At 75.8% G+C, this 21,954-nt stretch carries 21 protein-coding genes; 8 read left to right on the top strand and 13 right to left on the bottom strand.

All coding sequences use genetic code 11. The features are described 5' to 3' along the window. Positions 1–31 precede the first annotated feature (31 nt). The 4 genes from ACFCX4_RS19690 to ACFCX4_RS19675 form a co-directional block, all read right to left on the bottom strand. Entirely contained in the window at positions 32–1,297 is a 1,266-nt protein-coding gene (locus ACFCX4_RS19690) for a hypothetical protein (protein WP_376144088.1), read from the bottom strand. A 241-nt stretch (positions 1,298–1,538) separates the two neighbouring features. After that, positions 1,539–2,222 carry a response regulator gene (locus ACFCX4_RS19685; RefSeq protein WP_376144086.1) on the bottom strand — a complete coding sequence of 228 codons (684 nt, stop codon included), beginning with the start codon at positions 2,220–2,222 and terminating at the stop codon, positions 1,539–1,541. Beyond that, the gene (locus ACFCX4_RS19680; RefSeq protein WP_376144084.1) at positions 2,219–3,442 is read right to left on the bottom strand and encodes a sensor histidine kinase; all 1,224 of its coding nucleotides are present in this window, start codon (positions 3,440–3,442) and stop codon (positions 2,219–2,221) included. The genes ACFCX4_RS19685 and ACFCX4_RS19680 overlap by 4 nt, the downstream gene beginning before the upstream one ends. 293 nt (positions 3,443–3,735) lie before the next feature. Next, positions 3,736–5,967 (bottom strand): MMPL family transporter, encoded by a 2,232-nt coding sequence (locus ACFCX4_RS19675; RefSeq protein ID WP_376144082.1) that lies wholly within the window; start codon positions 5,965–5,967, stop codon positions 3,736–3,738. A gap of 447 nt (positions 5,968–6,414) precedes the next feature. Here ACFCX4_RS19675 and ACFCX4_RS19670 point away from each other — a divergent pair, with 447 nt between their 5' ends. The 3 genes from ACFCX4_RS19670 to ACFCX4_RS19660 all read left to right on the top strand — a co-directional run bounded on the left by ACFCX4_RS19670 (position 6,415) and on the right by ACFCX4_RS19660 (position 9,707). Then, positions 6,415–7,539 (top strand): DegT/DnrJ/EryC1/StrS family aminotransferase, encoded by a 1,125-nt coding sequence (locus ACFCX4_RS19670; protein WP_376144080.1) that lies wholly within the window; start codon positions 6,415–6,417, stop codon positions 7,537–7,539. A gap of 106 nt (positions 7,540–7,645) precedes the next feature. Continuing rightward, positions 7,646–8,602: an NAD-dependent epimerase/dehydratase family protein gene (locus tag ACFCX4_RS19665; protein ID WP_376144078.1), complete on the top strand. Its 957-nt coding sequence runs from the start codon at positions 7,646–7,648 to the stop codon at positions 8,600–8,602. 19 nt (positions 8,603–8,621) lie between these two features. Then, entirely contained in the window at positions 8,622–9,707 is a 1,086-nt protein-coding gene (locus ACFCX4_RS19660) for a hypothetical protein (RefSeq protein WP_376144076.1), read from the top strand. Between the two features lie 91 nt (positions 9,708–9,798). On the opposite strand, the gene ACFCX4_RS19655 is transcribed toward ACFCX4_RS19660, so the two are convergent. The 9 genes from ACFCX4_RS19655 to ACFCX4_RS19615 all read right to left on the bottom strand — a co-directional run bounded on the left by ACFCX4_RS19655 (position 9,799) and on the right by ACFCX4_RS19615 (position 17,650). Beyond that, positions 9,799–10,524, bottom strand: coding sequence for a polysaccharide deacetylase family protein (locus tag ACFCX4_RS19655; protein ID WP_376144074.1), 726 nt, complete (start codon positions 10,522–10,524; stop codon positions 9,799–9,801). Continuing rightward, positions 10,521–11,321: an SDR family NAD(P)-dependent oxidoreductase gene (locus tag ACFCX4_RS19650; protein ID WP_376144072.1), complete on the bottom strand. Its 801-nt coding sequence runs from the start codon at positions 11,319–11,321 to the stop codon at positions 10,521–10,523. The genes ACFCX4_RS19655 and ACFCX4_RS19650 overlap by 4 nt, the downstream gene beginning before the upstream one ends. Beyond that, positions 11,318–12,283 (bottom strand): hypothetical protein, encoded by a 966-nt coding sequence (locus ACFCX4_RS19645; protein ID WP_376144070.1) that lies wholly within the window; start codon positions 12,281–12,283, stop codon positions 11,318–11,320. Before ACFCX4_RS19645 ends, ACFCX4_RS19650 begins: the two co-directional genes overlap by 4 nt. Before the next feature lie 137 nt (positions 12,284–12,420). Further along, positions 12,421–12,819, bottom strand: a complete 399-nt coding sequence (locus tag ACFCX4_RS19640) for a hypothetical protein (protein ID WP_376144068.1) — start codon at positions 12,817–12,819, stop codon at positions 12,421–12,423. A gap of 66 nt (positions 12,820–12,885) precedes the next feature. After that, positions 12,886–14,607, bottom strand: a complete 1,722-nt coding sequence (locus tag ACFCX4_RS19635; protein WP_376144066.1) for a condensation domain-containing protein — start codon at positions 14,605–14,607, stop codon at positions 12,886–12,888. A 181-nt stretch (positions 14,608–14,788) separates the two neighbouring features. After that, positions 14,789–15,526 carry a 4'-phosphopantetheinyl transferase family protein gene (locus ACFCX4_RS19630; RefSeq protein WP_376144064.1) on the bottom strand — a complete coding sequence of 246 codons (738 nt, stop codon included), beginning with the start codon at positions 15,524–15,526 and terminating at the stop codon, positions 14,789–14,791. Further along, a complete protein-coding gene (locus ACFCX4_RS19625) occupies positions 15,523–16,329 on the bottom strand; it encodes a hypothetical protein (protein WP_376144062.1) in 807 nt (268 codons plus the stop codon). Before ACFCX4_RS19625 ends, ACFCX4_RS19630 begins: the two co-directional genes overlap by 4 nt. 2 nt (positions 16,330–16,331) lie before the next feature. After that, positions 16,332–16,622 carry an acyl carrier protein gene (locus tag ACFCX4_RS19620; protein WP_376144060.1) on the bottom strand — a complete coding sequence of 97 codons (291 nt, stop codon included), beginning with the start codon at positions 16,620–16,622 and terminating at the stop codon, positions 16,332–16,334. A 95-nt stretch (positions 16,623–16,717) separates the two neighbouring features. Next, positions 16,718–17,650 carry a 3-oxoacyl-[acyl-carrier-protein] synthase III C-terminal domain-containing protein gene (locus ACFCX4_RS19615; protein ID WP_376144058.1) on the bottom strand — a complete coding sequence of 311 codons (933 nt, stop codon included), beginning with the start codon at positions 17,648–17,650 and terminating at the stop codon, positions 16,718–16,720. A gap of 146 nt (positions 17,651–17,796) precedes the next feature. Between ACFCX4_RS19615 and ACFCX4_RS19610 the strand changes: the two genes are divergently transcribed. The 5 genes from ACFCX4_RS19610 (at position 17,797) to ACFCX4_RS19590 (ending at position 21,843) form a co-directional block, all read left to right on the top strand. Next, entirely contained in the window at positions 17,797–18,096 is a 300-nt protein-coding gene (locus ACFCX4_RS19610) for a hypothetical protein (RefSeq protein ID WP_376144056.1), read from the top strand. Then, positions 18,093–19,304, top strand: a complete 1,212-nt coding sequence (locus tag ACFCX4_RS19605; RefSeq protein ID WP_376144054.1) for a glycosyltransferase — start codon at positions 18,093–18,095, stop codon at positions 19,302–19,304. Before ACFCX4_RS19610 ends, ACFCX4_RS19605 begins: the two co-directional genes overlap by 4 nt. A gap of 115 nt (positions 19,305–19,419) precedes the next feature. Next, positions 19,420–20,385 carry an ATP-binding cassette domain-containing protein gene (locus ACFCX4_RS19600; protein WP_376144052.1) on the top strand — a complete coding sequence of 322 codons (966 nt, stop codon included), beginning with the start codon at positions 19,420–19,422 and terminating at the stop codon, positions 20,383–20,385. 31 nt (positions 20,386–20,416) lie between these two features. Beyond that, positions 20,417–21,181, top strand: a complete 765-nt coding sequence (locus ACFCX4_RS19595) for an ABC transporter permease (protein ID WP_376144050.1) — start codon at positions 20,417–20,419, stop codon at positions 21,179–21,181. Between the two features lie 191 nt (positions 21,182–21,372). Continuing rightward, positions 21,373–21,843 (top strand): hypothetical protein, encoded by a 471-nt coding sequence (locus tag ACFCX4_RS19590; RefSeq protein ID WP_376144049.1) that lies wholly within the window; start codon positions 21,373–21,375, stop codon positions 21,841–21,843. Positions 21,844–21,954: the final 111 nt, after the last annotated feature.

Genomic DNA, 21,954 nt, shown 5'->3' with positions numbered 1-21,954 from the left:
GGGCTGCGGGAGCGCAGCCGCCCGGCGGTCGTCACCTCACCAGCCGCGACCAGTCCGCCGGCTGCGCCGGGTCCAGCCGGCGCAGCTGGTCCAGCACCTTCGGGTCCTGGGCGTCCAGCCAGTCGGCGACCTGGCGGAACGTGGCGCAGCGGACCTCCTCGCGCTTGCAGACGCTCTTCATCACGTCCTCCACCGCCTGCATGTAGATGCCGCCGTTCCAGTCCTCGAAGTGGTTGCCGATGAACAGCGGGGCCCGGCTGCCGTTGTAGACCCGCTCGAAGCCGGCCAGGTAGCTGTCCCTGGTCGCCTTCTCCCAGTCGTCGAACTTCCCGGGGTCGCCCTCCGTGGTGGCGCCGGACTGGCCGGCCAGGTAGTTGAAGTCCATGGAGAGGTTCTGCGAGGACGTCCCCGGGTTCGGCAGCAGCTGCAGCGGGAAGTTCCAGACGCCGTCCTTCCGCACCGGCCACACCTGGAACTCGCCGGGCGAACTCGCGTCGTAGCGGAAGCCCTTGGCCTTCTCGGCGGGCAGCAGGTTCGTCTGGCCCTCCAGGCAGGGGGCGCGGCCGCCGACCAGCTCCTTGGTGTAGTCGAAGGGGAGCGGCGGGACATCCTTGAAGCCGGTGTTGGTCCGCCAGTTGGTGACGAAGGAGATCGCCTGGTCGAGCTCGGAGGCCCACTGCTCGGTGGACCAGTCACCGCCCCCGCCGTGCTTCGGGGCGCAGAAGTGCCCGTTGAAGTGGGTGCCGATCTCGTTGCCGTCCAGCCAGGCCAGGCGGAGCTGCTCCAGGGTGTCCTTGATGTGGGCGTTGGTGGCGAAGTCGATCGCCGCCGCGCCCGGGTCGTGCATCGGCGGGTGGTAGAGCGAGCGTTTGGACTTGGGCAGGAGGTAGAGGCCGGAGAGGAAGAACGTCATCTGGGCGTTGGTCTCCACGCCCAGCTTCCGGAAGCGGGAGAAGAGGCGGTCGTCGCCCTCCAGTGCGCCGTCCCAGGAGAAGACCACGAACTGGGGCGGCCGTTCCCCGGGTTTCAGCCGTTCGGGCTTCGGCTGCCTGGGCTGCGGGCCGGTGTCGGAGGTGGAGCCGTCGCCGAGCGATCTGACCTGGCCGTCCCAGGTCGGCGTGGGCGTGGGGGCCGGGCTTCCGGCCGGGGCCGAGGACGTGGGATCCGTCGGCGTCGGGCCCGCGGGCGTGGCGCTCGCGGGCGTCGTTCCGGTGGCGGTGGGTCTGCCGCCGGGGGTGGTACATCCGGTGCTCAGGACGAGCGCCGACACGACCCCCACCGCCAGTACCCCGGTCACACCACGAGCAGTCCGCACCGTACCTCCGTCAAATCGTCCGGCAGTTCGAGCACTGCACGGTTCGACGTGATGGACCGTCACGGAGGTTGTCCAGACGGACGGTTGGGATTTCCGGGACCGGAGTCACCGGCCGTGGGGAGGGTGCGGAAGGTGCGGGAGGGACCGGCGGGGCCCTGTCCCCCGGGTGCGAACCGCTGCCCCGGCCCTCCCGTCCGCGCCGCAGGGCCGGGCCCGGAGCGGGCTACTTGAGGGGGCGGGGAGCCGGGACGAGGCCGGTCTGGTAGGCGAGGGCGACCAGCTGGGCGCGGTCGCGGGCGTCCAGTTTGGCCATGGCGCGGTGGACGTGGGTGCGGACCGTGAAGGGGCTCACGAACATCCGGGCGGCGATCTCATCGTTGCCGAGACCGGTGGCGGCCATGGCCATCACCTCGCGTTCGCGGGCCGTCAGGGTGGCGAGCCGCTCGGGTACGGCGGCCGGGGCCCGGTCCGGGTCGGGGTGGGCGAGCAGCTGGTCGATGACGGCGCGGGTGGCGGCGGCCGACAGCAGGGGGTCGCCGGCGGCGACGCGGCGCAGGGCGGCGAGCAGTTCGGTCGGTTCGGCGTCCTTGCCGAGGAAGCCGCCGGCGCCCGCGCGCAGGGCCTGTGCGACGTACTCGTCGATCTCGAAGGTGGTGAGGATGAGCACCCGGGTGCCGGCCAGGTCCGGATCCCCGCAGATGGCGGCGGTGGCGGAGAGGCCGTCGACGCCGGGCATCCGGATGTCCATGAGGACGACGTCGGGGCGGGTCGCCTTCGCCAGTTCGACCGCCTCCCGGCCGTCGGCGGCCTCGCCGACCACCTGCATGTCGTCCTCGGCGTCGATGAGGACGCGGAAGGCCCCCCGCAGCAGGGCCTGGTCGTCGGCGAGCAGTACTCGGATGGTCACGCGTGTTCCTCTCGGGCTGCGGTGCGCAGCGGCAGTTCGGCGGAGACCAGGAAGCCGCCGCCCGGACTGCGGTCGGCGGTGAGCCGGCCGCCGACGGCGGAGGCGCGCTCGCGCATGCCGATCAGGCCGAAGCCGGTGTCGGGGCCGCCGCCGGTCCGGGGCACGGAGCGGCCGACGGCGGCCCGGGCGGCGGCCGACGGCCGGTCGTTGGCGACGGTCAGCAGGACGCGGCTGCCGGAGTACGTCAGGGTGACGTCGGCGCCGGTGCCGGCGGCGTGCTTGGCCACGTTGGTCAGGGACTCCTGGAGGATCCGGTAGGCGGTGAGGTCGATGCCCGGGGAGAGCGGCTGCGGCTCGCCCTCCACCGCGAGCCGCACGGGCAGGCCGGCGCGTTCGAAGGCACCGACGAGATCGGGCAGCCGGTCGAGGCCGGGCGCCGGTTCGAGCGGGGCCAGCGGGTCGTCGGCGCGGCGCAGCAGGCCGACGGTGGCCTTGAGCTCGCGCAGGGCGGACCCGGTGGCGTCGGTGAGGTGGCTGAGCATCTCGCGGGCCTGGGCGGGGTGCCGGTCCAGGAGGTGGACGGCGATGCCGGCCTGGGCGTTCGCGAGGGCGATGTGGTGGGCGACGACGTCGTGCAGGTCGCGGGCGATCCGGATGCGTTCGTCGGCGACCCGGCGGCGGGCCTCCTCCTCGCGGGTGCGTTCGGCCCGTTCGGCGCGTTCCTCGATGGCGGCGAGGTGGGCGCGGCGGCTGCGAACCGAGTCGCCGATCGCGCCGGGCAGCAGGACCCAGGCGAAGACGCCGATCCGGACGCCGACGCCGGCGTGCGGGTCGGTGACCAGCGTGGCGGCGGTGACCAGCACGGCCGAGACGCCGGTGGCGGTGCGCGCGGTGGTGCGGTCGGTCTGCACCGCCAGGAAGTAGAGCGACGCGAGCAGCGGGGTGATGAGGCCCGCGTTGAGCTGGGTCGCGACGAAGCAGATCGTCAGGCCGCAGACGAGCGTGATCGCGAAGAGGACCCGGGGGTGGCGGCGGTGGAAGAAGACGGCGGCGCTGGAGAGGACCGCCACGACGAGGGCCGGCGGGTTGGGCGCGAGGTGGTTGCCGAGGTGGTCGACGGTGGTCGTCCCCGCGGTGGCGACGAACACGCAGATCACGATCAGCGCGTCGACCACGCGGGGGTGGCGGCGGTACGCGCGGCGCAGCCAGGTGTCGGTCATGCTCGCTTCTTCCGGTCCGGGGTCGCCCTGCCGGGTCCCTCGGCCGGGCCCGGACGATCCGGCGAGGGGGGTGGGGACGTACTGCGCGGTGGGGCGGGCCGGACGGCGGGGGGTGCCGGACGGCGGGGGGACGTACTGCGCGGGGGTGGCGTACTGCAGATGCAGTACACGCCGCCGACAGGACGATCGTACGGGTGCGGTTCATACCATTTTGACCGGTCGGCCGACCGACCGGCCGCGAAGGGCCCCGCCGCGGTCCGCCCGGGGGCGGGGTCCGCGGCGGGGCCGGTGGGTCAGACGCCGACCGAGTGGCGGGGCGAATCGGCCCCGGGCCCGTCGGCCGGGGCGGCGGAGGCCGCCGGGGCCGCGGTCCGCAGGCGGGCGCCCTCGACGTCGACGTCCGGGACGATCCGCTCCAGCGGGCGCGGCAGCCACCAGGCGCGGCGGCCGAGCAGGGCCAGGGCGGCCGGGACGATCGCCATCCGCACCACGAAGGCGTCGAGGGCGACGGCGGTGGCCAGGCCGAAGCCCATCATCTTGATCATCGGCTCGTTCATCCCGATGAAGCCGGCGAAGACGCTCACCATGATGAGCGCGGCGGCGGTGACCACCCGGGCGTTGTGGCGGAAGCCGGTGACCACGGCCTCGCCGGGCTCCTCGCCGTGCACGTAGGCCTCCCGGATCCGGGTGACCAGGAACACCTCGTAGTCCATGGCCAGGCCGAACACCACACCGATCATGAAGATCGGCATCATGCTCATCACCGGGCCGGTCTGCTCGATGCCGATCAGCTCGGCGAGCCAGCCCCACTGGAAGACCGCGACGACGGCACCGAGCGCGGCGGCCACCGAGAGCAGGAACCCGACGGCGGCCTTGACCGGGACGAGCACCGAGCGGAAGACCACCAGGAGCAGCAGCACCGCGAGGCCGACCACGACCGCGAGGTAGGGCACCAGCGCGTCGTTGAGCTTCTGCGAGACGTCGATGTTCATCGCCGTCGGACCGCTGACCAGGACGGTCGCGCCGGTGGCGGACTTCAGCCCGGGGGCCTGGTCGCGGATGGCGTGGACCAGGTCGGTGGTGGCGGCCTCGCTCGGGCCGGTGGCCGGCATCGCGGTGACCATGGCCGTGTCGCCGGCCTGGTTGAAGACCGCGGGCGTGACGGCGACCACACCGGGCAGCGCCTTCACGGTGTCGCCGACCCGCTGGACCGAGCCCTTGGGGTCGGCGGCGCCCTTGACGTCGACCAGGACCGTCAGCGGCCCGTTGAAGCCGGGGCCGAAGCCCTGGGAGAGGTGGTCGTAGGCACGGCGCTGGGTGGTCGAGGTGGGCTTCGCCTCGTCGCCGGGCAGGCCGAGCCGCAGGTCCAGGGCGGGCAGGGCGAGCACGCCCAGGCCGACCACGCCGCCGAGCAGCACGGCGACCGGGCGGCGCAGCACGAAGCGGGCCCAGCGGGTGCCGCCGTTGGGGCGCCCGCCGCCGGCCGCGCCGGCGGGTCGGCCGCCGCGGGCCTTGCGGGGCAGCACCCGCTTGCCGATGAAGCCGAGCAGCGCGGGCACGAGGGTGAGCGCCACCAGGACGGCCACCACCACGGTGCCGGCCGCGGCGAGGCCCATCTTGGCGAGGATCGGGATGCCGACCACGGAGAGCCCGGCCAGCGCGATGATCACGGTGAGGCCGGCGAACACCACGGCCGAGCCGGCGGTGCCGACGGCCCGCCCGGCCGCCTCCTTCGGCTCGTGGCCGTCGAGGAGCTCGGCCCGGTAGCGGGAGACGATGAAGACCGCGTAGTCGATGCCGACGGCGAGGCCGAGCATCATCGCCAGCGTGCTGGTGGTGGTGGACAGGCCGAGGGTGCTGCCGAGCGCGGTGATCAGGCCGATGCCGAGGCCGACCCCGATCACCGCGGTGAGCAGCGGGAGTCCGGCGGCCAGCAGCGAGCCGAAGGTGATCACCAGCACGACGGCCGAGATCGCCATGCCGATCGCCTCGGCGGAGCCGCCCGCCTCTCCGGCCTCCAGCAGCGCGGTGCCGCCGATGTCCACGGTGAGGCCCGCGTCCCGGGCGTGCTGGGCGGCCTGCTTCAGGGCGTCGGTGGCCCCCTCGCCGACCTTGCCGGGCTTCGCGTCGTAGCCGACCGTGGCGTAGGCGGTGGTGCCGTCCTGGGAGACCGCGCCCGCCTTGAACGGGCCGGTCGCGCTGACCACCTGCTCGCCGTGGGCGAGTTCGGCGACCGCCTTCTCGACCGTCTCCTGGTTGTGGGCTGCGGTGATCTTCTGCCCGGACGGCGCGACGAAGACCAGCCGGGCCGAGGCACCGTCGGACATCGCGCCGGGGAAGCGCTCGTCCATGAGGTCGAAGGCCTTCTGCGCCTCGGTGCCGGGCATCGCGAAGCCGTCGTCGGGAGCGGCCGGCGCCTTGGCGGCGAGCGCTCCGACGGCGGCCAGCAGGGCGACCCAGAGGAGGGTCACGAGCCGGCGCCTGAGGAAGGACCATCGGCCCAGGCGGTAGAGGAAAGTGGCCACGGGAGAGCGGACTCCTTCGGATGACGGCGGGGTTCGGTGGCCGGACGCCGCCACCGGCCGACGGGCCGGGGCGTCCGGAGCATGGCCAATCCTGCGTCGGCGGGCGTCTCCCCGGCGTCGGCCCTGTGCAGGCATTTCCGGGTACTGCGGACGCAGCAGGGCGCACCGGACGGAGTAGTCCCCGGCCGGGAGGGCGCGCGGACGGCTCGGACCCGCGGTGGAGGGGACGTCCCTGAGACGGCGGGCCCGGGACGCCGCCGTCCGTCCGGCGGGGCGGGCCCCGGGTCACCCGGGCGGAGGTGCGGACGGGCCGCGCCCCGGCCGGAGAAGTAGCGTGATGTCCCTGGCCCGGACATTTCGTCCGGGTCCGTACCGATGCGTCCCCACCGGCCCCGGCCGCCGGGGACGCCGACCGTCCACAGCTCGTCCCGCAGCCGGAGGTGGCCCATGGGCGTTCCCGCCGCTCGCATCGTGTTCGACGAGAACGACCGCGCGGCCGTCGCGGAGGCGGTGAGCGAGATGCTCGCCACCGGCGCGCTCACCCTCGGCCCCTGGACCGAGCGGTTCGAGCAGGCCTTCGCCGCCGAGCACGGCGCCTCCCACGCGGTCGCCGTCGCCAGCGGCACCGCCGCGCTGGAGATCGTCCTGCGCGGCCTCGACGTCCGGGGCCGTGACGTGGTCGTCCCGGCCGTCACCTTCTACGCGACGGCCGGCGCGGTGCTGCACGCCGGCGGCCGGCCGGTCTTCGCCGACGTCGACCCGGTGACCCTCGCGCTCGGGCCGGACACCCTGGAGGCCGCGCTCACCCCGGACACCGCCGCCGTCGTGCTGGTCCACATCGGCGGGCTGATCACCCCCGAGGTGGACGCCCTGCGCGCGCTCTGCGACGCCCGGGGCGTCCCGCTGGTCGAGGACGCCGCGCACGCGCACGGCAGCAGCTACCTGGGGCGGGCCGCCGGGACCTTCGGCGTGGCCGGCGCGTTCTCCTTCTACCCGACCAAGGTCACCACCAGCGGCGAGGGCGGCATGATCCTCACCGGGTCGGCCGGGCTGCGCGACGAGGCCCGCGTCCACCGCGACCAGGGCAAGGGCTCGTTCACCACCAACCACCACGTCCGGCTCGGCGCCTCCTGGCGGATGAGCGAGCCGAACGCCGCCATCGGCACCGTCCACCTGCGCCGGCTGAAGGAGTTCGTGGAGACCAGACGCCGGGTCGCCCAGCGGTACGACACGGCGCTCGGCGCGGTCGACGGGCTGGATCCGGTCGCCGAGCCGGCCGGCTGCCGCGGCAACTACTACAAGTACGTCACCCTGCTGCCCGCCGGAACGGACCGGGCCGCGTTCAAGCGGGCGGTCGCCGAGGAGTACGGCGTACGGCTCTCCGGCGAGGTCTACGACCTGCCGCTGCACCTGCAGCCGGTGCTCGCCCCGTACCGGGGGCCGGACCTCCCGGTCGCCGAGGACCTCTGTGCCCGGCAGGTCTGCCTGCCGGTGCACTCCGACATGACCGAGGACGAGACCGACCTGGTGATCGAGGCGGTCTCCGCCGTCCACCGCCGCTTCACCGGCTGACCGGGCCGGGCCCGGTCGCCGCGGACGGTGCCGGGAGCCCGGCACCCGGTGCGGAGCAGGAACAGCGGACGGAAGAGAACGACGGAAGAGAGAAGGAGAGGCAACCGTGCGGACAGCCGTCACCGGAGGATGCGGATTCATCGGATCGCACGTCGTCGACCGGCTGCTGGCCGCCGGCCACGAGGTGCTCGCGGTGGACTCCACCGACAAGTACCTCAACCCCGGCGCCGACCACGCCCGGATCGACGTCCTCGACGTGGAGGCCCTCACCGCCGCCCTGGACGGCTGCGAGGTGGTCTTCCACCTCGCCGCGCAGGCCGACGTCGAACGGGTCGCCGCCGACCCCGTCGGCGCGGTGCGGGCCAACATCGACGGGACGGCGGCCGTCCTGGAGGCCGCCCGCCGCAACGACCTCAGCCGCACCGTCCTGGCCAGCACCGTCTGGGTGTACGGCGCCGCGCTCGCCGAGGCCGCGCTCAACGGCGAGGAGCAGGAGCTGGACGAGCACGTGCCGATCGAGCTCGACCGCAGCGGGCACCTGTACGTCGCCACCAAGCTCGCCGCCGAGATGCTGGTGCACAGCTACCGCCGGCTGTACGGGCGGCACTTCACCATCCTGCGCTACGGCATCCCGTACGGGCCGCGGATGCGCGACGAGCTGGTGGTCGCCCGCTTCGTGCAGGCCGCCCTCGAAGGGCGCCCGATCACCATCGCGGGCGACGGCCGGCAGAGCCGCAACTTCGTCTACGTCGAGGACCTCGCCGACGCCCACGTGCGCGCCCTCTCCCCCGCCGCCGAGGACCAGACCTTCGCCCTGGAGGGCTCCACCGCAGTCTCGGTCCGGGACATCGCGGACACCGTCGACCGGCTGCTCGGGCCGGTCACCATCGAGCACATCGAGGCCCGGACCGCCGACTACGCCGGGCGCCGGATCTCGGCCGCGCAGGCCAAACGGCTGCTCGGCTGGTCTCCGCGCACCAACTTCGCCGACGGCGTCGCCCGGTACGCCGACTGGTACCGCTCCGAGGCCGCGCCGGCGTCCGGCCCCCGGCCGGCCGCCTGAGACGGGACGGGGGCGAGGCGTGCCGCACGCGCTGCTGGTCTCGGGCTCGCTCGGCCAGGGCCACGACGTGATGGCCCGGGCCTGCGCGGACTCCCTGGAGGCCCGGGGCTGGACGACCGCCACGGTCGACGCGATGGCCCTGCTCGGCCGGCGCGCCGGCGCCACCGGGGAGGCCGTCTTCCGGCGGCTGCTCGGCCTGCCCGGCGTCTACGACGCGTTCCACTTCGCCGCGCTGCGGCCCGGCGCCCGGATCGCCCTGCTCGCCGACGCGGCGGCCCGCCGCCGGCTGCTGCCCGCGCTGCGGCCGCTGCTCGCCGAGCAGCGGCCGGACCTGGTGGTGTCGGTGTTCGCCACCGCCACCTCGGCGGTCAACCTCCTGCGCGGCGGCCCCCGGCCATTCCGGCACCTGGTGCTCTGCACGGACGTCACCCCGCACCGGCTCTGGGTGCAGGAGGAGACCGACCTCTTCCTGGTCACCTCGGAGGTGGCCGCCGCCGGAGTCCGCCGCTACCGGCCGGACGCCCCGGTGGCCGTCCTGCCCGCACCGCTGCGTGCCCCGTTCTACCGCCCGCCCGGCCGGGCCGGGGCCCGGGCGGAGCTGGGCGTGCCGGCGGACGCGCGCTGCGTGCTGCTGATGTCCGGCGCCTGGGGCCTCGGACCCCTCGCCAGGACCGCCGCCGGACTCGCCGACGCGGGCCCGCACGTCCTCGCCGTGGCGGGCAGCAACACCGAACTGGAACGCCGCCTGCGCCGGGCCGCCACCCGCCGCCCGCGGCTGCACCCCTTCGGCTGGACGGACCGGGTGCCGGCCCTGATGGCCGCGGCCGACCTGGTGGTCACCAGCTCCGGCGACACCTGCAGCGAGGCCCGCGCCCTCGGCCGCCGCCTCCTGCTGCTGGACGTGGTCCAGGGCCACGGCCGTGACAACCTCCAGCACGAACTGGAACTGGGCCACGCCGACGTCACCGGCCCCCGCCCCGCCGAGGCCGTCCGCTCGGCCCTCGCCGCCCTCCGGCGCCCCGCGCCCCCGCCCTCCCCCGGCGCCACCCCGGAGGCCTGGCGCACGGGCTTCGCGGCGGCACTGGCCCGGGTCGGGCTCGGCTGACGGCCTCCCGACCGGCGGGGCATTCGGCCGGGCCCCGGGGGACGGTAGCGGCGCGGGGTGCGGGCGGGTGGGCGATGTGTCCGATCCGTGATCACCGGGCCGGGCCCGGGACGGCGTGGTCGCGGAGGGGGCCGAGGGTGAGGCCGTGGTGGCGGCAGTGGGCGGCGATCAGGGGCAGGGCGGCGAGGGTGGCGCGCCAGGAGTCGGGGGCGGAGGTGCAGTCGGAGTCGTGGAGGAGGAGGGTGGCGCCGCCGGTCAGCCGGGGCCGGGCGGTGGCGTGCACGGAGGCGCCGGTGGCGCCGGGCTCCCAGTCGCGGCCCCAGGCCGTCCACAGCACGGGGCGCAGCCGCAGCCGCCGGGCCGCGTGGAGCTGACCGGCGGTCAGCACACCGTAGGGCGGGCGGTACCAGTGGGGGCGGGTGCCGGACAGCTCGGCGACGGCCTCGGTGGCCCGGCGCAGTTCGCGCAGGTCGCGGGCGGGGGCCGGGCGGTACTGGCGGCGGTGGTGCCAGCCGTGCACGGCGGCCTCGTGGCCCCGGGCGACGAGTTCGCGGCCGAGGCCGGGGGAGCGTTCCAGCATGCCGCCGAGGAGGAAGAAGGTCGCCCGGATGCCCAGGGCGTCCAGCGCGTCCAGGATCGGCGGGGTGCCGCGCGGGTCGGGGCCGTCGTCGAAGGTGAGCGCGACGTGGCCGGGGGCGCCGAACCCGGCGGTGCGCCGGGCGAGGTGGCGTCGGACGGGCGGCAGGCGGACGGCGGCCGGGGCGAGGTGCAGCAGTTCCACGGCGGCGGCGGCGCCGAGGACCAGGGCCGGCCTCACCCGAACCGGGAGGCCATCCGCCGGAACAGGCCCGGCGCGGCGCCGTGGACGCGGGCCGGGAGGCCGAGCCAGTGCGGCACGAAGACCCGGTCGCGCTCGGTGGTGAGCACCCCGTGGACGAGGTCGGCGACGGCCTCCGGGGGGACCGGCCGGGGGCGCTCGCGCTGGTAGTCGGTGCCCCTGGTGGTGAAGAACGGCGTCTCCACCGCGCCCGGCAGGACGAGCCGGACCCCGACGCCGCTGCCCCGCAGTTCGTACCAGAGGCTCTCGGCGAACATCGTGAGCCCCGCCTTGGTCGCCGCGTAGGCGGCCTCGTCGCGGACGCCGACCTGGCCGGCCATCGAGCCGAGCAGGACGATCCGGCCCCGGCCGCGCTCCAGCATGCCGGGCAGCAGCAGCCGGGTGAGCCGCAGCGGGGCGGCGAGGTTGACCTCCAGCATCCGGTCCAGGGTGTCGGCGGGGGTACGGGCGAACGGGCCGCGCCAGCCGAGGCCGGCCCCCGCGACCAGGGCGTCCACCCGGCCGGCCGCGGCGAGCGCGGCCTCGGCGAGGAGCTGGGCGCCGTCGGGTTTGGCGAGGTCGGCGGGGAGGGGCCGGCCGCCGGTGCGGGCGGCGACCGCGTCCAGCCTGGCCTGGTCGGTGCCGGAGAGCAGCAGCCGCCAGCCGGCGCGGGCGAGCCGGACGGCGGTGGCGGTGCCGATGCCGGAGGAGGCGCCGGTGACCAGGGCGACCGGCGGATCGGCGGCGGGGCGTCGCCGGGCCCGGCGGGCGGGTGGCTGGGCGTCGTCCGTGGTCATGGCACCTGCCGCTCTGTGCGGATCTCGCCGTCCGTTTTGTCCGGCAAGTCACCTTCGCACGGCGGAGCCGTCCGGGCGACCGGGGTCGGCCCGCCCGCCGGTCCCCGTGGACCGGCGGCGGCCGGCGGGCGGTCCAGCTCGGCCTCCACCTCGCCGAAGCGGGACAGCACGAAGGTGCCGCCCACCGCCACCGCGAAGCCGGTCAGCGCGCACCAGGCGTAGCCGGGGCGGGCGGTGTCCCCGAGCGCGGCCACCCCGACCAGCGCCGGGCCGAAGGTCTCGGAGACGGTGCCGGCGGCGGTCGCGGCCGTCACCGTGCCGCGCTGGAGCGCGAGCGCGTACGCGAGGTAGCCGCCGAGGCCCCCGAGGGCCAGACCGTACGCCGCCGGGTCGGTGAAGACGTCGAGCGGGCCGGTGAGGTCGAGGACCCGGACGGCGAGGCTGGTCACTCCGAAGCCGACGCCCGCCAGCAGGCCGAGGCCGGCGGCGGCCGCGCTGCCGCTGCGGCGGGCCAGCACGGAGGTGAGCAGCAGCATCAGGAGCGTCGTGGCGAGCAGCGCCCAGTGGAAGGCGGGCGGCGCGTGGTCGCGGCCCACCCGGCCGGAACCGAGGGCGAGCAGGGTGAGGCCGGCCACCACGGCGGCGATGCCGAGCAGGTCGGCGCGGTGCAGCCGGGCACCGAGCAGTCGGGCGGCGGCGAGCGCGGTGACGGCGAGGCCGGCGTTGGTGACGGCCTGGACGAGGAAGAGCGGCAGGGTGCGCAGCGCGACGACGCTCAGCGCGAAGCCCGCGATGTCCAGGCCGGTCCCGAGCAGGAAGCGCCAGGAGCGGACCAGCGCGGCCGGCAGGCCGGCCCGTACCCGGTCGGCGCGCGGGGTCTCGCGGGCGCCGCTCGCCTGGAAGACCGAGCCGAAGCCGAAGCAGACGGTGGCGACCAGCGCGGTGGTGAGTCCGAGCAGCATGGCGCTCCCGCGTCGGCGGCGGCCCCGGGACCGGGGCCCTCCCCCAGTCTCCGCCGGGCACGGCCGGGCCGCAGCGGGGCGGCGCCGGTTTCCGTACCGCGTCCGGCTCCCGGGGCAGGTCCGGCCCCGTGCCGGGGTCAGTCCCCCGGGCGGGGTCCGGCGACGGCGACGAAGACGCCGGCGGCCACCGGGAACGCGATCATCACGGCGAGCGCGCCGGTCACGTTCCCCCCGACGGACGGGAGCCAGCGGTCCGCGGCGATGACACCGGAGGCGAGCACCAGGGCCAGCGCGGCCCCGCCGGCCAGCGCGCCCCGGACGCGGTGCGGCGGGCGCGCGTGGAAGTAGTCGCCCATCGGACCGGTGGCGAGGATCATGCAGGCGACCCAGGGGAAGTCCCCCTCCGCGTCGTCCCCCAGGAACTGCCCCACGGTCAGCAGCAGCAGGAGGCCGATCAGCAGGCCGGCTCCCTCCAGCAGCAGGGTGATCCCCGCCATCGTCCAGGCGTTCCTGCCCACCGTGCCGAGTCCGCGCATGCCCGCTCCCCCTCCGGCTCCCCCCTGCCGGAAGGGTAGCGCCGACCGGCCGGCCGGCGAAGGGGCTCAGCCCACCCGGCCGGAGCCCTCGGCGAGCACCGGGAGCGCGGGCCACTCCGGCTCCGGCCGACCGGGCGCCGACGGGGCGGACCAGAGGTGCACGGCGTAGTGGTGCGGCGCCATCGCGGTCTCGCGGCCGGGGAGGGCGGCGAGCACCGCACGGTGGACGGCCGCGGGGGTGAGGGCGGGGTCGGTGGTGGCGAGGCGGGCGGTGAGCCGGTCGCCGGTGCGGGTGAGGCCGACGGCCCGCCCGGCGGGGCCGAGGGCGCCGGTGAGCACGGCGCGGACGGCGCCGAGGTCGATCCAGTCGGCACCGATGCGCTGCCAGTCGCCCGTCCGGGCGACGGGTGCGAGGCCGCTGAGGGCGGCCAGTTCCGCGAGCGGGAGGGGCCGGTCGGCGGCGGCGGCGAGGACGGCGGGCACCGCGCGGGCGAAGCGCTCGGCGCCGGCGCGGTCGAGCACCTGCGGGCAGGCGAGCACGACGAACTCCAGGCTGCCGGAGGTGCGCAGGATGTTGAGCATCAGGCGGACCGGCAGCGGCTGGTCGGGCAGCCACTGCACCTCGGGGTCGGCGGTCGCCAGGGGGCGGGCGTCGGACAGCGCCTCGGGGATGGCGAGGCTGAGGTCGTTGACGACGACCTGACGGGCGAAGCGGGCGCCGCGCCGTTCGGCGGTGTCGTCCAGCAGCCGCCAGACCTTGTCGGCGTTGATCGTGCTGTGCCAGTAGCCGGTGAAGGAGGCGGCCTTGGCGCGGCCGATCAGGGCGTCGAGGTCGTCGGCGGCGGTGTCGAGGGCGATCAGGGCGTCCTGGGCGAGGGTGCCGATGTGGTCGGCGAGCGCCGCGCGCCGGCGGTTGGCGGACAGCGCCGAGAGCACCAGGTCGGTGCGGGCGGCGCGGTGCGCGGTCAGGGCGGCGAAGACGGCGAGCAGCACGGCGGACGGGCCGGCCGCGGTGCGGCGGGAGACCGCCAGGAGGTCGGCGGCGGCGGTGCGGGAGCGCAGCAGCAGGGTGGCGAGGCCGTCCGGCGGACCGGTGAGGCCGTCGGCGGCGAAGACGGTCGAGGGCCCGGTGGTGAGGATCGTCTCCCAGTGCTTCAGTGCGGCGGAGGCCTTCCGCAGGCCCTGGGCGCTCTGCTCCTGGGCGGCCACCTCCAGCGGGGTCCGGGAGGCCGGGGCCGGCAGTTCCTTGCCGGCGGCGAGGAGCTGCCACTCCTGGACGAGCAGGGTGACGGCGGCCCCGTCGACGCCCGCGTGACAGGCCGTCACCACCAGTCGGCGCAGCAGCGCGCCGTCGGTGACGAGGGTGAAGCGCAGTCGCGGGGCGGCCGCCAGGTCGAGCGGCACGGCGGCATCCGTTCGCGCCAACTCCGCTGCCAGAACGTCGAGTTCGTCCTCGGTGCGGTCTCCGGCGGCGACCGTGGCGACGGTGAGCTCGCCCGCGGTGCGGACCTCCTGGCGCTGCGGGAAGCCGCCGCCGGGGCCGTCCGGGAAGGCCGTGCGCAGCGACGGGTGGCGCTCCACCAGGGACCGCAGCGCGTCGAGCGCGGCGGTGACCCCGGTGCCGTCGGGGACCGGCCAGGCCGAGGCCTGGTTGATCTGTTCGGGCCGGTCGCGCCGGATGCAGCGGATCATGTTGTCCTGGCCGAGGGTGAGCGGGCCGGAGCCACCGCCCACGCCGTCGTACCGGAGCGTGATCCGGCCTCCGCGCTGTTCCACGTCGTCCGTCACGTCGTACGCGCCCTTCGGTTCGGCAGGGTCTCGACAGGCCCGGACCGCCGGGTCGGACCCGGAGGGGCCTGGAGAGGTTCTGGGGTGGTCCCGGCGGACACCGGCAGCTCCCGGCGGGTGCGGCCGGGACGCACCGGCGCAGCGCTCGGAACGGGGTCGGGAATGCTTCTCTGACGCTGTGTCAGATCAGCGCGGTGGCAAGGCAGTCGGCGGCCGTCCAGGTGCGGACGGAGGCCCGGAACGGGTGCCCGCCGACGGCCGCGAGCGCGGCACGGAACGGGCCCGGGACGGGCAGGTCGTCGACCCGGCACGGGCCCGGTCCGAGCCCGCCGGGGTCGGCGAGCAGGACCGGCGCTGGACCGGACAGCGGCAGGCCGAAGCCCTGGACGAGGCGCCCGCCGTACGCCTTGACGCACGCCTCGCGGCGGCACCACAGCCCGGTGAAGCGTCCGGCGGGGTCCGGATCGGCCTCGACCAGCGCGGCCTCGGCCGGGGGGAAGCAGCGCCGGGCCAGGCGGACGGCGGCCCGGGCGTCGCGGATCTCCTCGACGTCCACGCCGACGGCGCGCCGCTCGGCGAGCGCGAGGACCGCGAGGGCGCCCGAGGCGGACTGGTTGACGGCGAGACCGTCGATCGCGGGCTTGCCGTGCGGGCCGCGGCGCCATTCGAGCCGCGCGGGGTCGAGGCCGAGCCGCGCGCCGGCGAGCAGCCGGGCCGCGCCGTGGGCGACGGTGAACCGCCGTCCGAACCGCGGGTCCGGGCCGTCGGCGCGGGCGCGTTCGGCGGGGTCGAGCAGTGCGCGCAGCGCGCGGACCACCGGTTCGGGCTGGTCGGTGGGGATCAGCCAGACGTCGACGCGGTCCGGACCGGCGGATCCCCCGGGGCCGGCCGGGCGGTCGGAACCGGCCGCGGCGGTCACGGTCCGGCGCGCAGGGTCAGGGTGGAGAGCACGCCGAGCCGCGGGTCGAGGTCGGCGAGCAGGACCGGCCGCCGCTCGGCGCGCCAGGCGGGCAGCCGCTCGGCGAGCGCGGACCAGAGGCCGGTGAACGGCTGGCCCGCGGGCACCCGCTCGGCGTCGAGGCCGGGTACCTCCAGTGCGGCGGAGAGCAGGACGGCCGCCCCCTCCCCCAGTTCCTTCGCCTGTCGGCGGACCTCCTCGGCGGCGGCCTCCGGGCCGGCCCCGGACAGCTGGTGCACGGTCAGGTCCTCGCCCGGCGCGCTCTCGCAGACCAGGACGACGGCGCAGTGCCGTTCGGGCAGCGCGACCGGCACGGCCGGCCGGTAGTGCAGGGCGGTCTGCTCGGCGAGCACCACCACGGCCCGCCGCGCGAGGCCGGTCCGCTGGTAGGCGGTGGCGGCCCGCAGCGCGCCGAACGCCCCGGCGGTGCCCTGGTCGCAGAACGCGAGCGCGAGCGGCGTGCCCGCGCAGGAGCGGCTGAGGGCGAGCGAGGTGGGCGCGCCCGGGCGGATGTCGGGCGAGTCGAAGGCCTGGACGAGCACGTCCGCCGGCTCGTCCGGGCCGAGCGCCTCGGTGAGCAGACCGGCCGCCAGCTCCTCGAAGGCGTGGCCGACGCCCTCGGCCAGCAGGTCCTCGCGCAGCGGCAGGCCGTAGGGGCGGACCAGGTCCGAGACGAAGACCCGCAGGTCGGGATCGAGCGAGAGCTCCGAGCGGCCGTCCGCGTACCGCGTCAGGACCCGGGTGAGGCCCGGTGAGGCGGACACCGTCAGTCCTCGGCGATGACGTGCGCGGCGACGTAGTCGGCCAGCCTGGTGACCGATCGCAGGTCGTCCTCGGTGATCTGCTCGACGTCGATCTGCAGGTCGAGCGCCTCCTCGACCTCCAGGATCAGCTCGATGGTGCCGGCCGAGGTGAGGCCGAGGTCGTCGAAGAGGCAGGCGTTCTCGGGGATCTCGGGGAGGTCGCGCTTGAGGACGCGCGGGAGCAGCTCGCCGATGCTGTGCAGGATCCGGGTGCGCAGCTCGGTGTCGGTGGTCTGGACCACTTGGTCGGACATGGGTGGGACCGTCCCGTCGTGCGTGGTGGACTTGGGCTGGGCGGCCGGGGAACCGGCGCCCGGGTGGGATGGCCTGTCGACGGCCTGAGGGTCGGTCAGTGCTCGACGACCATCGCGGAGAAGGTCGCTCCGATGCCGGCGGAGGCGACGAGGTAGCGGTCGCCGCGGCCCAGCAGTCCCCGCGTGGTGGCGGTGTGGAGGTTGATGAGGCTGTCTGCGGCGAAACTGTGCCCCACTGCGGGCACGTTGTCCAGCAGCACCTTCCCGATCGGGAAGTCGATCCGTCGGGCGATCATCCGCCAGGAGGCCTGGTTGACGTTGTGCGGGAGCAGCAGCGTCAGGTCGGAGAGGTCCAGACCGGCCTCGGCGAGGGCGGCCTCGATCGCCTCGACCATCACGGCCGGGTACTCCCGCTGGTAGCGGGCGAGCAGCTCCGGGTCCTCGGCCAGCCGGCCGTCGAACTCCGGACGCTGGCGCACCACGTAGGAGAGCACGCGGTCGCGCTCGCCCTCCGCGCTGACCAGGCAGGCGGCGGCGCCCTCGGCGAAGATGCCGGTCTCGGGCACCACCTGGGCGTCCCTGGTGAAGGTCTTCTCCCCCGCGAGCACCAGGGCCAGCGCCTCCCGGTCGGGTTCTCCGGCGAGCAGGCGGCCGGCCAGGTCGACGGCCAGCAGGCCGACCGCGCAGGCGTGGTGGGTCACGGTGAAGGCCTGGGCGTGTCCGAGGCCGTACCGGTCGAGCAGGTCGTGCAGGGGGTTGAGCGGGTAGGGCACCGCCACCGGCATGCTGCGGGCGTGGATCACGAAACGGACGTGCCGTTCGCGTCCGCGCAGCTCCGGGAGGGCGTCGACGGCGGCGCCGAGCAGGTCGGGAAGCCTCCCGTCCGGGTCCAGCCGCAGCTGGTCCAGGCCGTGGAAGCGACGGAAGAGTCTGAGTTGACGTGGGGTCAGGCCGATGCGCTCGCCCACTGCCTCGATGGGCACGGTGTGGTGGGGGAGGTGGACTGCCACTGCCTCCAGTGCGGTCACGCGGGCTAGTATTCCCACGCCCGACGGGTCCGCACAAGTGATCTCGGGCGGTTGCGGCCGACATGCCGCACACCTCACCCAGGGAGCGCGCGCATTCCGCGCCCGCCGTTCCCCGCCCCCGCGTCGTCGAGCCGGTGGAGTCCCGCATGACCGATCGTGAACCTTCCGTCCCCGTACCGCCGGTCCGCCCGGCACTGGTGTCGCTGCTGGCCGGCGTCGCGCAGGCGCCACCCGGCTGGACCGGGCTGGTGACCCCGCAGGCCCGGCTGGACGGGGACCTGTTGCTCGACGAGACCGAGCTCGCGGAGCTGCACGAGGGCCTGCGGCGGCTCTACGGCCCGTCGGTGGACCTCGCCGCGCTGCGGGCCGGGCTGGACCTGGCCGGCCTGGAGGCCCTGACCGTGGCGGACGTCGAGCGCCTGCTGCCCCCGGAGGAGGTCCGATGAGCCGCTTCCTGCTGGTGGTGCCGCCGCTGACCGGGCACGTCAATCCGACCGTGGGCCTGGCCCGGGAGCTGGTCGCACGCGGTCACGAGGTGGCCTGGACGGGCACCGAGACGGTGCTGCGCCCGCTGCTGGGGCCCGACGCCGCGGTGTTCGGCACCGGCACCCGGGCGTTCCGGGCGCAGGGTGGGCACGGGCTGGCCGCCGTCCGGTCGCTGTGGGAGGGCTTCATCGTCCCGTACGCGCGGTTCACCACGAAGGCGCTGGACGCGGCGGTGCGCGAGTTCCGGCCGGACGCGGTGCTGGTGGACCAGCACACGCCCGCGGGCGCGCTGGTGGCGCACCGTCACCGGCTGCCCTGGGGCACCCTGGCGCCGGGGGCGATGGAGCTGGGACGGCCGTTCCGGGCGACACCGCTGGTGGAGGAGTGGATGACCGGGCTGCTCCAGGGCCTGTGGCGGCGGGCCGGACTGCCCGAGGAGGAGTACGTCGACCCGCGCTTCTCCCCCGCCCTGGTGCTCGCCTTCACCGGCCGGGCGCTCACCGGTCCGCCGGCGGGCCCGTCGGGACCCGCCGGGACGGAGCCGCCGCCGGCGCGGTACGCCCTGGTGGGACCGGTGCTGGCGGAGCGTCCGGCCGGTCCGGACTTCCCCTGGGAGCGGCTGCTGCCGGACCGCCGCCGGGTGCTGGTCACCATGGGCACGCTCTCCGGCGGGCTCGGCGCGGACTTCCTGGCGCGCGCGGCGCGGGCGCTGGAGCTGTGCGGGCCCGGTGTGCAGGCGGTGTTCGCGGCACCGGACGAGCTGCTGCCCGAACTGCCGCCCGGCGCGGTGGCGGCGGACCGGGTGCCGGTGCTGGAGCTGATGAGGCGCGGCACGCTCGACGCGGTGCTGTGCCACGGCGGGATGAACACCGTCGGCGAGGCGCTGGCGCACGGGCTGCCACTGGTGACGGCGCCGATCCGGCACGACCAGCCGTTCGTGGCCGCACAGGTCGCGGCGGCCGGGGCGGGTGTACGGGTACCGTTCGCCCGGGTGACGCCGGACCGCCTCGCGGAGGCGCTGCGGAGCGTGCTGGAGGAGCCCGGCCACCGGGCGGCGGCCGCGCGGATCGGGGCCGAACTGCTCGCCGGCGGCGGCGCCCGGACGGCGGCCGACCGGGTGGAGGCACTGGTCGCGACGGGTACCCGGCAGGCCAATCCATTGGTCTAGGCCATTGTTTCCGGGGCGCCGCAGACTCTAGGGTGGCCCGCAGCACCGCTTCCCAGGTGCCCCGCGCGCCGCCTTCCCGGCGCCCCGGCAACCCATCCCCGCACGGGAGTTCTGGTTGATCCTGACCAAGGGTCTGAGAAAGTCCTATCCGTCCAAGAAGCGCGGACAGCCCTCCGTGGACGCCGTCCGAGGCATCGACCTGGACGTCGCGCAGGGTGAGATCTTCGGCTTCCTCGGCCCCAACGGCGCCGGGAAGACGACCACCCTGCGCATGCTCGCCACCCTGATCCGCCCGGACGGCGGCGAGGCCGTGATCGCCGGCGCCGACCTGTTCGCCGACCCCGCCGGGGTCCGCCGGCGGATCGGGTACGTCGCCCAGGGCGGCGGCACCACCGACGCCGTCACCGCCCGCGAGGAACTCGTCATGCAGGCGCGGATGTACGGCAGCGGCAAGGCCGAGGCCCTCACCCTCGCCGGGCGGGCGCTTGAGGCCTTCGAACTCACCGAGTTCGGCGACCGGCCGTGCCGCACCTACTCCGGCGGCCAGCGCCGCCGGGTCGACATCGCGCTCGGCGTCATCCACTCGCCGAAGGTGCTGTTCCTGGACGAGCCGACGGTCGGCCTCGACCCGGCCAGCCGCGGCCACGTCTGGACCGAGATCCGGCGGCTGCGCGACGAGGGCATGACCGTCGTCGTCACCACCCACTACCTCGACGAGGCCGACGCGCTCTGCGACCGCGTCTCCATCGTCGACCACGGCGGGATCGTCGCCGAGGGCTCGCCCGAGGCGCTCAAGCGCGAGATATCCGGCGACGTCGTGCTCATCGGCCTCGGCAGCGGGGAGGCCGAGCGGGGCGCCAAGGCGCTGCGCGAGCTGCCGGACCTGCCGGACCTGCACCGGCTGGAGCTGCGCGACGAGGACGGCCTGCGGCTCTACCTGGACGACGGCGCCGCCGCCGTTCCGCGGCTGCTGCGGGCGCTGGACGCCGCCGGTGTCACCACCGGCACCGTCCAGCTGCAGCGGCCCAGCCTGGACGACGTCTTCCTGGCCCGCACCGGCCGCTCCATCGAGCAGGTCTGACCGCCCCTCCGGATCCCCGAGGAGGGGCCCCATGAAGCTCGCCCGCGACACCTGGCTGGTCTTCCAGCGCCAACTGCTGCTGATGTGGCGGACCCCGATCTGGATCGCCGTCGGAGTGATCCAGCCCATGTTCTACCTGCTGCTCTTCGCGCCGCTGCTCAAGCGGGTGCTGGAGCCGATGGGCGCGACCACCTACGCCGAGGCCTACCAGATCTACGTGCCGGGCCTGCTGGCCGTGCTGTGCATCTTCGGCGGCCTGTACACCGGCTTCAGCCTGCTCGGCGAGCTGCGCGCCGGGATCATCGAGCGGGCCCGGGTCACCCCGGTCAGCCGGCTCGCCCTGCTGCTCGGCCGGGCGCTGCGCGAGACGGTGGCGCTGCTCGTCCAGGCGGTGGTCATCACGCTCCTCGCGCTGCCGTTCGGCCTGCGGGTCGGGCCGGTGGACCTGCTGCTGGCCTTCCTCCTGATGGGCCTGCTGGCGCTGATGACCTCGACGATCTCCTACGGGATCGCGCTGGTGCTGCCGGCCGACGAGGCGATGGCGCCGGTGGTGAACACCGTGGCCCAGCCGATCGCCCTGCTCTCCGGCACCCTGCTGCCGCTGGCGCTGGCGCCGATGTGGCTCCAGACGATGGCCAAGTGGAACCCCTTCTACTGGGCCGTGGAGGGCATGCGCGCGCTGTTCTCGGGCCACGTCGGCGACAGCGTGGTCTGGCAGGGCCTGCTGGTGGTCGCGCTGATGACGGTGGCGGCGGTGTTCTGGTCGGCCCGGCTGTTCTCCACCCGGGTGCGCTGAACCGGGCGCGCTGACCCGGCTGCGCCGGCGGGGCCGAACGGCGTGCGCCGAACCGGGTGACGGGCCGCCGACGACGCCGGTCCGCTGCCGGTGCGTCATCGCCGGTCGGGTGGGCGCCGGTTGGTTGTCGCGGGCGATCCGGCGGGCCTATCGTCGGGGCAGCCGACCGTCCGTCCGTCGAGAGGAACCGCATGAGCCCCCGCTCCGACAACACCCCGGCCGCCGGCCGCGGCGCCGTGCCCGCCCGGCGCCGGGGCACCCGCCTCGCCCTCGCGGGCGGTGCGATCGCCGCACTGCCGGTGGTGGGCCTGCTCGCCGCGACGCCGGCCGCCGCCAAGCCGCCCATCAAGGCCGCCGAGGCCCGGCCCGCCGCCGCGCCCGCGGTCGACGGCTCGGCGGTCGGGGGCGCCGTGGCCGCGATCGCCGCGAAGCCGCCGGTGAAGGCGGTCGCGGCCAAGCCCCCCGTGAAGGCGGTCGCCGCGAAGCCGCCGGTGAAGGCCGTGGCCGCCAAGCCCCCCGTGAAGGCGGTCGCCGCGAAGCCGGTCGCGAAGGCCCTGCCCGCCAAGCCCCCCGTGAAGGCGGTCGCCGCGAAGCCGGTCGCGAAGGCCCTGCCCGCCAAGCCCCCGGCCAAGGCCGTCGCGGCCAAGCCGCCGACCAAGTGATCACGGCCGGCCCGTCGGCCCCGGTGGCCCGCTGACGGCCACCGGGCCCCCGGGCAGCGGGCCGGCGCACCCCTCGCACGCGCACGACGGCGGCGCACCCCGTTCCCGGGG

Origin of the sequence: Kitasatospora sp. NPDC056327 (assembly GCF_042261735.1) — a bacterium.
GTDB lineage: Bacteria > Actinomycetota > Actinomycetes > Streptomycetales > Streptomycetaceae > Kitasatospora.
This window is presented reverse-complemented; position numbering and strand designations above follow the sequence as displayed.